General features: G+C 50.9%; 15 protein-coding genes. 10 read left to right on the top strand and 5 right to left on the bottom strand.

All coding sequences use genetic code 11. The annotated features are described in order from the left end of the window. Positions 1-132: 132 nt before the first annotated feature. The 3 genes from AC5JLP_RS17785 (at position 133) to AC5JLP_RS17775 (ending at position 2,114) form a co-directional block, all read left to right on the top strand. On the top strand, positions 133-525 hold the full coding sequence (locus AC5JLP_RS17785) for a hypothetical protein (protein WP_496069270.1): 393 nt from the start codon (positions 133-135) through the stop codon (positions 523-525). Positions 526-764: 239 nt separating this feature from the next. Then, complete coding sequence (locus tag AC5JLP_RS17780; RefSeq protein WP_496069269.1) at positions 765-1,691, top strand: branched-chain amino acid ABC transporter permease; 927 nt, start codon at positions 765-767, stop codon at positions 1,689-1,691. After that, the gene (locus AC5JLP_RS17775; RefSeq protein ID WP_496069268.1) at positions 1,692-2,114 is read left to right on the top strand and encodes a GNAT family N-acetyltransferase; all 423 of its coding nucleotides are present in this window, start codon (positions 1,692-1,694) and stop codon (positions 2,112-2,114) included. Positions 2,115-2,120: 6 nt separating this feature from the next. Here AC5JLP_RS17775 and AC5JLP_RS17770 read toward each other — a convergent pair whose 3' ends face one another. After that, entirely contained in the window at positions 2,121-3,353 is a 1,233-nt protein-coding gene (locus AC5JLP_RS17770) for an acyltransferase family protein (protein WP_496069267.1), read from the bottom strand. A 113-nt stretch (positions 3,354-3,466) separates the two neighbouring features. On the opposite strand from AC5JLP_RS17770, the gene AC5JLP_RS17765 reads away from it, so the two are divergent. The 5 genes from AC5JLP_RS17765 (at position 3,467) to AC5JLP_RS17745 (ending at position 7,696) form a co-directional block, all read left to right on the top strand. After that, positions 3,467-4,273, top strand: a complete 807-nt coding sequence (locus tag AC5JLP_RS17765; RefSeq protein WP_496069266.1) for an ABC transporter ATP-binding protein — start codon at positions 3,467-3,469, stop codon at positions 4,271-4,273. Positions 4,274-4,318: 45 nt separating this feature from the next. Further along, complete coding sequence (locus AC5JLP_RS17760; RefSeq protein ID WP_496069265.1) at positions 4,319-5,032, top strand: ABC transporter ATP-binding protein; 714 nt, start codon at positions 4,319-4,321, stop codon at positions 5,030-5,032. A 277-nt stretch (positions 5,033-5,309) separates the two neighbouring features. Continuing rightward, complete coding sequence (locus AC5JLP_RS17755) at positions 5,310-5,471, top strand: hypothetical protein (RefSeq protein WP_496069264.1); 162 nt, start codon at positions 5,310-5,312, stop codon at positions 5,469-5,471. Positions 5,472-5,820: 349 nt separating this feature from the next. Continuing rightward, positions 5,821-6,702: a hypothetical protein gene (locus AC5JLP_RS17750; RefSeq protein ID WP_496069263.1), complete on the top strand. Its 882-nt coding sequence runs from the start codon at positions 5,821-5,823 to the stop codon at positions 6,700-6,702. 460 nt (positions 6,703-7,162) lie between these two features. Continuing rightward, complete coding sequence (locus AC5JLP_RS17745) at positions 7,163-7,696, top strand: phycobiliprotein lyase (RefSeq protein ID WP_496069262.1); 534 nt, start codon at positions 7,163-7,165, stop codon at positions 7,694-7,696. Between the two features lie 67 nt (positions 7,697-7,763). Here the strand turns inward: AC5JLP_RS17745 and AC5JLP_RS17740 are convergent, their stop codons facing one another. The 3 genes from AC5JLP_RS17740 to AC5JLP_RS17730 all read right to left on the bottom strand — a co-directional run bounded on the left by AC5JLP_RS17740 (position 7,764) and on the right by AC5JLP_RS17730 (position 9,708). Next, positions 7,764-8,258, bottom strand: coding sequence for a DUF427 domain-containing protein (locus AC5JLP_RS17740; protein WP_496069261.1), 495 nt, complete (start codon positions 8,256-8,258; stop codon positions 7,764-7,766). Positions 8,259-8,366: 108 nt separating this feature from the next. Continuing rightward, positions 8,367-8,996 (bottom strand): ribonuclease H-like domain-containing protein, encoded by a 630-nt coding sequence (locus tag AC5JLP_RS17735; protein ID WP_496069260.1) that lies wholly within the window; start codon positions 8,994-8,996, stop codon positions 8,367-8,369. 172 nt (positions 8,997-9,168) lie between these two features. Further along, complete coding sequence (locus AC5JLP_RS17730) at positions 9,169-9,708, bottom strand: CAP domain-containing protein (RefSeq protein WP_496069259.1); 540 nt, start codon at positions 9,706-9,708, stop codon at positions 9,169-9,171. Positions 9,709-10,020: 312 nt separating this feature from the next. Between AC5JLP_RS17730 and AC5JLP_RS17725 the strand changes: the two genes are divergently transcribed. Next, positions 10,021-10,623, top strand: a complete 603-nt coding sequence (locus tag AC5JLP_RS17725; protein ID WP_496069258.1) for a cytochrome b/b6 domain-containing protein — start codon at positions 10,021-10,023, stop codon at positions 10,621-10,623. Positions 10,624-10,853: 230 nt separating this feature from the next. Continuing rightward, the gene (locus AC5JLP_RS17720; protein WP_496069257.1) at positions 10,854-11,576 is read left to right on the top strand and encodes a molybdopterin-dependent oxidoreductase; all 723 of its coding nucleotides are present in this window, start codon (positions 10,854-10,856) and stop codon (positions 11,574-11,576) included. Here the strand turns inward: AC5JLP_RS17720 and AC5JLP_RS17715 are convergent. Continuing rightward, positions 11,573-12,205: a hypothetical protein gene (locus AC5JLP_RS17715; RefSeq protein WP_496069256.1), complete on the bottom strand. Its 633-nt coding sequence runs from the start codon at positions 12,203-12,205 to the stop codon at positions 11,573-11,575. The two genes, AC5JLP_RS17720 and AC5JLP_RS17715, sit on opposite strands and share 4 nt — an antisense overlap. Between the last annotated feature and the right edge of the window lie 136 nt (positions 12,206-12,341).

Raw genomic sequence — 12,341 nt, 5'->3', positions numbered from 1 at the left:
TGGATGCACATAGAGCCAATTTACAGAACGATTTAATTTTGTATCAAATTTGACTGTAATTATCGAAATGCTATGGGTGAAAGATAAACTGGTAAGAGTGATATTGGACGAATAAGGCACTCCTGACCGACTATGACTACATCTACACTAATTAACGATTCTGACCTGAAACTTAAACATCTCTCCAGCATGCTCGCCTCACTCACCCATCGTTTAGAGGTCGCTAGAACTGGTCACAACGAGCAATTGACCGCGTTGCTAGAGCGTGAATATGAGCAGTTGATAGGAGAGCGCAAAGCGGTACAACACGCATCCTTTAACCCTGTGCAAGCGTGGTTTCAACACCTGTGGGATCATTTTTCAGATACCGTTCCTAGCCTGTACCAGCTTCAAGTAACGCAACTCGCCGACGGCAAAGGGCACGCGTACTGGAGCGTTTACTACCCCAAAACAGGGCAACGGCTGGTGACACAATCTGAAACCGAAATGCAGGACTGGATCAAGAAAAACTATTGGGCTGCTTAAATCTTTGTAGCGCCGTCTTCATGCCCTCAAGCTGACGAAGAGAGATGGCTTGAGGGCATGCGCTCGTTTACAGCAATGAACGCATCGCTTCTACGTCCTTTAATTCACCACCAAATCATCACATCAAGAGAAGAAAGCAAGCAGTGTAGAATACTCACGATCGTGTCCCTGCGATCGTCAGTTTTGAGCGCAGAGAAAGCAGACTGAACGCTAAAAACGAACTACTCCACACGGCTCCGATGTTTGATTTTCTCTCTACCTATGGCTTCCTCATCGTCTCCATGCTTTTGGGAGCCATGCTGGGGCTATCGCTTTACCTACCGCTCATGGCAGGACAGCTATCACTGGCAAGTCCTGGTTTTTATGCGTTAGGGGGCTACATCGCAGCGATTTTGTCAACGCAGGTCTTCAAACCCGAAGGAGTTTTTCCCATTCCACTCCTGCTGCTAGAGATGCTGGTGGCTGGGTTTGTTTGTGGCTTGTTGGGGATTTTGGTGGGCATTCCAGCACTACGGCTGCGGGGTATCTATCTCGCGATCGCCACCATTGCCTTCGTCGAAATTCTTCGCATTCTCGCGCTCAACCTGGAGATCACAGGTGGCGCAGTCGGCATTTTCGGCATTCCACAACCGTTTCATGCGGCGATCGACTATCTGTGGGTTGTCCTACCCTTACTGGCTATCAGTATCGCGTTTGTTTATCGCCTTGAAAATATCCGTATCGGTCGGGCCTTCATCGCCATTCGTGAAGATGAACTCGCCGCCGATGCGATGGGCATTAATCCGACCTACTACAAAGTCCTGGCATTTGCGCTAGGTGCTATGTTGGCAGGCATTGTTGGTGCAGTTAGCGCTCACTTCCTCAACACCTGGAATGCCCGTCAAGGAACCTTTGATGCCAGCATTATTTATCTGACCTTCGTGCTGATTGGCGGCTCTAGAACGGTAGTTGGGCCTGTAGTGGGCGGCATGATCTTCACCGCGCTACCAGAGATTCTCCGTGCGGCTGCCGATACACCCGGACTGCCCTCGTGGATAGCGCAATTCCTCCGGGATGGTCGTCTGATTCTGTTTGGCTTACTGATTGTGATCGGTTCCGTTTTCTTCCCACAAGGGCTGGTCACTCCTAACCTGCTCAAACCACGCAAACCCAGACAGAGAGCCTAGATGTACCATATTGCCCTTGCTGTATCAGAGAGGGAGTTCGATCGCTGTTTCCCCATCATGCTCGAACTACGCCCTCATCTCTTGGCATCCAAGTTCGTCCAACAGGTGCAACGACAACAGCAGAACGGCTATCAACTGGCCTATCTCGATGACCAAGAACTGGTTAAAGCCGTTGCAGGGTTTCGATTATCAGAATGCCTCGCCTCAGGCAAGTTTTTATACGTCGATGATTTGGTCACGCGATCGAGCGATCGTTCTCATGGCTATGGCGAAGCACTCTTTCAATGGCTCATTAACTACGCCAGAGCGCATAATTGCCAGCAATTGAGTCTCGATTCTGGCGTGCAGCGCTTCATCGCTCATCGCTTTTATTTTCGTCAGCGTATGGAAATTACCAGCCACCATTTTGCGCTCAAACTATAGCGATCGTTAGCCATCCTTACTTTTTACTGGGACAGGACTTGTTCGGGCAAGTTCTGGCTTTTCCACACGCTTCATCGAGGGCTTTAACCGCAAAAATGGATACTCAACATACCGATAGCTGATCCCCGACAAAGCAATTACAAGCAAACCACAAACACTTGCCATCATCCAAAAGTAAATTGGGTTCATACCCTGAATGGGATAGACCAAATTGACCAGTCGCAAAACGCAAAAGAGCACAATGCCGTGCAGCAGATAAACGCTGTAGCTAATTGTGCCAAGATATCTCGATGCAGGAGCGGTCAGCAACCCAAAGAGATCATTACCACTGGCAATGAAAACGAAGGCACAAAAAATAAGTACGATCGCCTTCATATTCTCAATATAGGGCGGTGCGATCAAAAGAGGAATCGCTGCTAAAAGCAATAGAATGCATAGCGAAAGCCATCCACCGGAAAGCCACTGCTTCGATCCTAACCGTTTCACTAAGTAAGCAGCTGCCATCCCAAATAGAAAGCCCCTTACAGTCAGTAACGGCACATAAGGCGTGATCAAACTACACGTAAGCAACCCAAGAAATAACCCCAAAAACCTCCAGGGTTTTACAAACCAAACAAGCAGCGGCAACACAAGATAGAACTGTAGCTCATAGGTTAATGTCCACTGCACGGAGGCATTGATTAGCCCAACTGAGCTGTAATTAAGATCAGGAAACAGCTCCTTATTCGTATTTGAAAAACCGTAAACGCCGCACACAACCCAGCTACCAATTTGCATTAAAAATCTTGCCAAGCTCACTTTGAGTGAGAATTGAGACAAAATCAGAACAATAAGAATAATCAGCACCAACGAAAACCAGTACGCTGGTAACACTCTCAAGGCACGTTTGGCATAGAAGTCCTTAAGATTAAAGCTAGGTTTGGCAATCATTTTTGACCAAAACAAGAACCCCGTAATCATAAAAAAGAACGCGACTGCACCTTGCCCTAAGAAGGCATAAACGTTAGATGGCGTAGTTTGCCAGGTGCCAATTTGAAAATACTGGTAATTGATCACAGCATGATGCAAAAAGACGCCCAGTGCTAAAAAGCCTCTTAGCCCGTCCAACGTTTTAAATTGAGCTTTTTCAGAAGATTGAATCGCTGCTTGATAAAAAGAGGAACGATCAACGATGAGATTTGCACCCCAAAAGAGCAGGATGCCAAGACCGATCGCGGGGAAGATGCTGGTAATGGTCATAACGAGAAACCGTAGACGACTTTCAGTTCAAGATCAAAAATTAGCCATCAAAAACTGAGCACGATCGGAGACAATAAGAGCATCAACCGCTCGTCTTGCTTGCCAACGACTCCATGCCTCCAGTGGAACCTGCCTATGCTAGCCCAGAATCTGATCATGGCTCGACGCTAGAGGCAAAAGGACTGACCCGCCGCTTTGGTGGCCTCATTGCCGTCAACAACGTCTCCTTTATTGTCAAAAAAGGTGAGGTGTTTGGCCTGATCGGCCCTAACGGAGCAGGCAAAACGACCCTGTTCAACCTTGTAACCGGGCTGATTCCACCATCTAGTGGACAAATGCTTTACCAGGGCGTAGACATTTCCCGCTTGCGCCCGCATCAAATTGCAACCAGGGGCATCGCTCGTACCTTTCAAAATATTCGGCTGTTTGGCAATCTTTCAGCGCTAGAGAACGTCATGATTGCTCAGCACATCCACAACCGTAGTGGCGTGTTTACAGGCGTACTGGGGTTGCCACCTGCCCCTCAAGAAGAGCAGCAAAGCCGACACACGGCGATCGAACTTTTAGATTTGGTCGGTCTGGGCGATCGCGCTGACGAACAAGCCCAAAATTTCGCTTACGGCAATCAACGTCGCTTAGAAATCGCCCGTGCCCTCGCCTTAAAACCGCAAGTGCTGCTGCTAGATGAACCAGCCGCAGGTATGAATCCCAGTGAGAAACATCAGCTTAGCGGCTTTATCCGGCAGATTCGCAACCAGTTCAACTTGACCGTACTACTCATCGAGCATCACGTACCGCTGGTCATGGGTCTGTGCGATCGCATTGCCGTTCTCGATTTCGGTCAACTCATCGCACTCGGTGAACCCGCTCAAGTCAAAAACGATCCAGCCGTCATCGAAGCCTACCTCGGAGCCGAATAAACCAACTCACTCCCGATTCCCACTCCCACTTTTACCTTCTGCTCCATGCTCCCCCCCCTGCTCACCCTCCAAAAGCTCAGCGTCAACTATGGTGGCATTCAAGCGTTACAGGCGATCGATCTCGACATTAACGAGGGCGAAATTGTCACGCTTATTGGAGCGAACGGCGCAGGCAAAACGACTACACTGAGAGCCATTTCACGCATTATCAGCATTCGGGACGGGTGCATTCTCTACAGCGGACAAAACATTACGCGTCAACCTGCCTACAAAATTGTCAGGTTAGGCATCGCTCATAGCCCTGAAGGGCGCAGAATTTTGGCACGACAAACGGTGCTCGATAATTTGCAACTGGGTGCCTATACCCGCACTGATCGCCTCGGTATCAAAGCGGATATCGAGCGACAGTTCCTCACCTTTCCCCGTTTAGCAGAACGTCGCCATCAGCTTGCAGGTACGCTCAGCGGTGGTGAACAGCAAATGCTCGCGATCGCCCGCGCTCTCATGAGTCGCCCCAGACTGCTGCTGCTCGACGAGCCAAGCTTAGGACTGGCACCTGCCATCGTACGCGAGATTTTCGGCATCATTCAAACCCTCCATACCGCAGGCGTAACCATCCTACTGGTAGAACAAAACGCCACCCTGGCGTTGCAATATGCTGATCGCGGCTATGTTTTAGAAGCTGGACGGATCACCCTCAGCGGCGCTGCCAACGATCTGCTAAACGACGATCAGGTCAAAAAGGCTTACCTGGGTTAACCAGCTTACCTGGGATAAACACTGATTCGATTTCAATCAGCTTCATACCATACTCAGAAAGCTGGCTCTTTCTTCAAAGACTCGATAAAGACACCAACACCGCTTTTGTCAGATCCTATGATTTTAATTGTGATCGCAAGTTACATGTGAACGCAAATCGGTGTGAGGTCGCATCTACAACATTACAACTTTCTGCAATGCTGTTCATTCACAACGCAGCAAGCCCGGTGCCCCCACTTGGCTAACCGCAAAGACGTTTGAACGTTTCCCAAACGACATGAACTGTGACGACGATCGTGGCTGCCCCCCAAAGCCGTTGATCGTCCTAAAGCCGTTTTTAGCGTTAAGTATCCAGCAAAAACAGGCATTAGAAACTGCTGGCATTACCGTCTCGTCGCATGTTTGCCAAAGCAGCACCGCCTCAACTGTTCTCAACTGAGTTTGCGTTGTGTTGAATACAGTCTGCAAGTGCTTGCCGAACGCTCTATCTATGCAATCTTCAGGCTTAAAGGCTTGCTTCAGCCATGCTTGAATACAGCTCTGCGCTGATGGTTGCAATCAAACTGTCTCATTGAGTGCAGGCATCAGGTACCACTTTAAGCCTTATCAGACAAAGAACAGACGTTTCTTCTTCAACAGCGCCCTCCATATCGCTTCTCAGCATTTCATCCCGTTGTGTTGATCGGGCCTCGCTACCACCTCATTTCTGCTTTTAAGCGGCTTGTTTCAGTCAACCACAAGGCTGGAGCGACCCAAAACGCATCTAACATTCACAGTTTCTTTGAGCCATGCCTACCTTTGATGACGCGACCTTAATTCAGCAATTTATCAGCGGTGAAGCAACGTTAGCGGCAAACCAGAATCTACGGATTGAACCCGCCTTCGATAGCATTCAGCTGTTGGCAAAACGAGGAGGGCTGATTGCCTCTCTTAAATGTGCTGGCAGTCGTAGAACCCTTTTGGTGCGGCAACAGTCTGAGTACGGTACACTTATCCACCAAATTTTGCTGGCTCGTCATTTTATGCCGACTCCCAGCGGTGATCAACCAGGCTTTTTGCAGTACCGAGCCGATGATATTCCGGCAGGCTATGAGCTGGCTCATGCCACCGCTAGAGAGCTATGGAAGGAATGGTGGAGAACCGCCCGTCACAGCGGCATACATGGCATTCATATGGATCTTTTAATCTTTGCCCGCGACACCTGGTATCCCATTCGCAACATTGTTTGCAGCCAGGGCACTCTCTTCGTAACGACCCTGGTGAGCGAAGTGTCTTTTACGGGCGACGAGTGGCTGATCTGGCTACGTCGATCGCCCACACCGCAGACCATTGAGAAAACCCCGCCAACAACAGCACCCAAACTTGCTCGATCGCTCCAGCCGTTCAATAGAGCCGACCAACCGACTAGGACTACCCTCGAACGATCGACTCCAACACCAGCGAACTTTCTCGACAAACCCGAAGCGCTAGACTCTGCCCTCTCTCATCCTGAATTGAGACAGGTGTTACGGATTCGCCACGGGAAGCTGTACGTGAAGACCGCGCTGGGCGACATTGTGGTAGAAGGAAGCGATTTGAAATATCGGTTGGAGGACGGAGCGCGCGCAAGCAAACCACAGAAGTCCCTGCATTTCAACGGCTACCGCGAAGGCCGTGCAGTCAATCAATGAAGGCGTGCGGTGGTCTAGGAAGAATTGTAGAGAAAGCGGATCAATAGTGGGAACCCGTCCTGGAGAACACACGGCTAATCTCAGCCAAGAAGTAACAACCAGGCAAATTCAACCCGCTTAGCATAAACCCATTTAGCGTAACAGTCTGGCACGACAGTACTCCTTATGGGAGTAGCGACTTGTTCAACGAATTGTTAAAACTGTAATCGTAAAGAGCAGATACATGCAGAGGCGTTTTCTGCTGTGAACGCTGCTTCCGTATCTTGTTTTCGGGAAGTGTCTTTTAAACGACAGATTACACTTTCTGGTTACAAGAGGATGTAGCGACTGCTTACCCACTTCTCCGAAGCGTAATGCTATATATTAAGAAAAGTAACAATCTGGAACTAGCCCTCAGGAGTGTACCCAGCGTGAGACCGTTGCAAGCCATCGTTTCAGCTTAGAGTGAGGATTGAACGAAGTGACTGCTTTACTAAATCTGAATGCCACATCTGAAGCATCCCTGATCGCTGACTTTTTTCAGCAATCGGTAGGGCGCTGGAAATCGGAACGACGCTACTACACATTGCCAGATGGCGAGACGAAAGAGGTCGTTAGTGTGATTGAAATTCGCTTTTTAGAACAAAATAGTTCTGAATTGAGCCATTTGGCAGAGTTGCATGGCCTTGATGGAACCTTGCTAAGCTGCGGGGCCGAAGTTCTTTGGGATAGCCATGATTCGGCTACTGGAAAGCCTCAATCGGCAGGTTCCACGCTTTTTGGCGCAGCTGGTACGACGTTGTACCGCGATCGCGGCTTTGCAACAACCAAGCCCATTTCAGCCGCATTCCACTTTCCCCATCCCACTACACTTTGCTTACGCACCGAGTACAAAGGCTCTGTGTTTGAGGAAGAGTTGAAGTTGGTCGGTCGTAACTATCGCACTCGTCAGACCATCATGTCGCGTGCAGGGGAGCAAATAATGATTGGTCAATACCTTGAAAAGCGGCTTTAGGCATTGTGGAGGCGTTGTGGCTGAACGGGAGCAGTAGGAGGCAAAAGTCGCTACTGCAAGCCCTTTGCTACCACCCCCAAGTACCTAACGCTCCTTTAAAAGGGCCTACAATATCGCTGGTGATCCAACCCCCATAGAAATTGCCAGGTTGGGGCGTTACTTTTTCACCATCTACATAGCAGCCATCCATTGGTGCGGGATAAAATGCGACGTGGTTTGCGATCGCAGCAAACGCGAGAGTGGGTTCGGGATAGTACCAGGCAACGTCATCCACGCGTTTGTCGCCCACTGCAAGGCTGTAGTAAGCCCCGTGGCCTTTCCACTCGCAGAAGGTCGATCGCGCACGTTTGATCAGATACTCCTGCTTGATGTCTTCTAGAGGGATGTAGTAGACCGGAGGATGGCTGGTTTCCAGGACGCGCTTTGCCCGTTGCGTATCGGCGATCGTGACACCGTTAAAGATTACCTGGATGCGCTTGTTAGTTTCTTCTAGTCGGGGTGGGCGCGGATAATCCCAAACGGATTCCTGCCCAGGCTGGGGTTCAATACGTTGTTGGCTCATACCGCTATTTTAACGACTGTCTAGCGCTCAATCTGATTGAGGAGAGGATGAACAGAACCAACCTTTAAATGGCGCGTTGGTTGGTATAGCGCCGTTCAAGCGCTTGCATCAATGCTCAAACACTCCCTGGTATTGCAGAAGGTCTAATTGCGCGATCGTAGGAATACATTGAAAGCTCTGCTGCGCCAGTTCCCATCGTTCTTCACGCTTCAACATGGTGATCAACTTTTGACGAGCACTCAGCAGGTAACGGACATCATTGGCGGCGTAACGGAGTTGTTCGGGTGACAGGTTTGCCGCATTGCCCCAGTCTGAGCTTTGAGCGCTTTTGTCAAGCTCTACATGTTCCAACTCCTGCACCAGATCCTTCAAGCCATGCTTGGGGCTGTAGGTACGAGCAAGTTTACTGGCAACTTTTGTGCAAAAAAGCGGCTGGACGTTGATCTGCAAATGGTGGTGTAATGTCGCTACATCAAAGCGAGCAAAGTGAAAGACCTTGACGCTACTGTCTGACTCTAGCAAGCGCTTGAGGTTTGGTGCGTCAGTCTGTCCCCGTTCGATACGCACCACCGAAACGTGATCACTCGGATCACAGAGTTGCACTAAGCAGAGGCGATCGCGTTGGGGCAGCAATCCCATCGTCTCTGTGTCAACCGCGATCGCGTCTGCCTGCAAATACTCGGCGAGTTGTGCTTCAGACAGGTCGCGATCGCAAATCTGGAAATCTGCCAATACCATCTGAATTAAGAGCTAGAGTACAGAGTATAGGGTACCGGGTATCGGCTAGGGCGCGTCATCAATTAAGCTCAAAAAGCTTGAGGTATTAGCCTTGCCGCGCCCGCCCTCACAAACAAGGCTAGGGACTGGAACCCTTGCTGCAAGTTGTGTGTATGAGTCATTGATGACAGCCCTAGCGACGACGAATAAAGATCTGGGTGAAGTAATACTCTCCTTTAGCATTTTGAGCGATGCCAATACCTGTGAGATCAAACGAGCCTTCAATATTCTGGCGATGCCCTGTGCTTTGCAGCCAACCCTGTACAGCCTGACGTACCGGATCGCTGTAGCCCTGATTGTACGCTACGTTTTCGGCGGCACGACTGTAAGGGATGGCGCGGGCGATCGCCTGAACTCGTTGCTGAAACCCATCGTGACTAAATGGGGTGCGCCCACTTGCCATTGCCTGACTGTGTGCCCGTGCCTGAACGCTAATGCGCGAATCTAACGTCAATGGGGCCAATTTGCGACTGGCACGATACTGATTGATTTGGGTTAGAACGGCTTGCTCTAGCGATGGAATAGAAGAGGCAGCCTGCGCCACGAGCTGTGGCTTTAGCGCTTTGGGCTGAGCTGAAGTCACCGGGGCACTCATTGCTGCTGTAGACGATGCTAAACCACTGGCGATCGCAAAAACACTCAGCACACTAACCTTAAACGCTGTAGAAATCATCAGCCTAACCTCGTATGGCATCTTTACCGTGATAGACCCATTAAGCGTGCAAGAGTTCCATTGTTCAGGGTAGAGGCTTGTCTGGATCGGGTCTGCCCACATTGGCAAGAAAGAACACCTCAGACTCGTCATCAAGAAAAGGCGCGAGCGCATAGCTGGGTGACGAGGACAAGAGACGGCTGAAGGTTGATCGCAGCGATGAGAGCGCCTATCATGTGCGTCACAGTGGTTGATGCTGCTCGGTCTCTGCTAGTCAGCGCGATCGCGCCCAACACGGTACAGTAGAGTGAGCCGTCGTTACAAACTGAAACAGTGACTTCATCGTCCGTTGCTAAGCCCCGTCGATCGCTTCAGGCACCGCCTGCCAAGCTTTTTCATTGGGTCAATATCATTAGCCTGTTTCTCATGCTGACGAGTGGGTTGCAGATTTACAATGCCAACCCGGTGTTTGGCGGACGAGAAGGCGTTCACTTTCCCTTTATTGGCTTGCTCGGTGGTTGGCTAGCGGGCGGACGGCACTGGCACTTTGCCGCCATGTGGTTTTTCTCACTGAATTTGCTCTGGTATGGCGTGTACGTTCTCTTGGCCCAACGCTGGAAGCATCGCTATGTCGGCGATAATGACATCAAAGCCTTGCAGCAGAGCAAAAATCCTAAGCGGCGCGTGTACGCATGGCACCGCATTGCCTACACGTCGATTATTCCCATCCTGTTGTTAGCGCTGCTAAGCGGCATTGGCATGTACAAACCTGCTCAATTTCATTGGATTGTGGCTTTCTTTGGCGACTGGTTTGCCCTCAGAGTCGTTCACTTTCTCACGGTGCCGATCGTCCTTGTGTTTGCGATCGTCCACTCCTGGCTGGCATTCAGAGCAGGAGGCGATCGGCTGGTTGATTCTATGTTTTTTGAAGAATGAAGGGAGCAGAGAAGTCGGGGGAGGCAGGGGACCTAGGGAAGCGAGGGAGGAAAGGATCAGTCTTTGATCAGTTATTGCAGTTTCCATGCATTAGTTGACGGAGCATTGGGCAGCGGCGACTGCTACAAACTCCAAACTCTGTAGCGACGTGCCCAACGCTCTCCCCCTACTCCCTTCGCTCCCCCTGCTCCCTCCACTCCCCTGTTCCCCTCACCCCTCACCCCTCAACCATGTCCCCCCCCGACGACACTTTCGATACGCTTCCTCGCCGCAGTTTTCTTAGAATTGCCGGACTTACGGGCGCGGGTTGGGTTGTAAGTACAGCCGGGCTGACGCTGGTGGAAGGTGGAGTAGGCAAGCTGTTTATGCCTGTGAACGATCGACTGGATGCGTTGCTGCTGAAGCCACACAAGCTGGTGCCAGAGTTTCCTGTGAGCGCGATCGAGCCAGCCGCGTTGCTTGAAAATACCTTTCGCTTTGTGCCCCGAATCGATCATGCCGCGTTTCGCCTGACGATCGATGGTGCCGTCAATAAGCCGCTTAGCCTTGACCTGACGGCTCTTCAGCAGATGCCGTTGACCTCAATGGTGATTCGCCATGTGTGCGTGGAAGGGTGGGCGGCGATCGTGCAGTGGGGTGGCGTCAGGCTGAGCGACTTGATTCAACTGGCGCAACCTAAAGCAGAGGCACGCTACGTTTACTTTCAGTCGGCGGATGGTTATTACGAAAGCTGGGATCTTGCTTCAGTGCTGCATCCTCAAACGCTGCTGGCCTACCAGATGAATGGTGCGCCCCTCCCTACAAAAAATGGTGCACCACTGCGGTTAGCGTCTCCAATTAAGCTGGGCTACAAGCAGAGCAAGTGGGTGGCAGGCATTACTCTCGCTAGCGAGCTATCTCAGCAGACAGGGTACTGGGAAGATCAAGGCTATGAGTGGTTCGCAGGGCTTTAAGGCGATAGGATCAATTGCCACTCAGCGGCTTTAGCGTTCCAAAGCGGTAAGGCTGTTTCGTCTACAACGTAAGGTCCCCAGTAGCGTCCAGAGCCATCTTGGGCAAAGGCAACCAAAACATCCCCTGTTTTGAGCTTAAGGGTGCGATCGGGCAAGGAAACCAGCAACCCTTGTGCGCCACCTTCTTCAGGGGAAAAATCCCAATGGGCTGGAGGCTCGTAGCGAGGCTTACCCACTGGAGTTGTTCCTGCCTCTACAGCCTTTTTTGACAGCAGCGCCACTCGCACAGGGTAGCTGGTTGGGTTGCCAACTCTGAAGACCCCCTGCCTCAAAACCGCTTTGCTGAGAGGTGTGCTAGTCGTTTGCTGATTTGCTGACAGGGGCGGCACTGATCGGGTAACTGTCGGCGTGGGGATCGTTGAAGTGCTGGGAGACGGCGTTGGTCGATCGACGGCCTTGGGATCGCTGCTGGGTGAGGTAAGCGGTTCCATACTGGATGGATCGATAGCGCTGGTAGTCAAGCGCTGCAACACAACCCATCCACTCGCCACACATACCACTGCTGCTAAGGTCACTCCAAGGCCAAATTGCCATCGTGACTTGATCTGTCTCGCCTGTTTGCCCGTCATCGTCCACTTGCCATCTACAGCCCTACCCTAGTGATAGCAATCTTTCCGTCCATTGGGGAGAGAAACATTCTAAAGTTAAGCAGAAACAAATGACCTGGTTAGCATCTTCTCTGTACGTGCGAGATGATTGCTGCGA

This window comes from Stenomitos rutilans (assembly GCF_059505485.1).
Note: the sequence above shows the minus strand (reverse complement) of the source record. Positions and strands in the feature narration are given on the sequence as shown.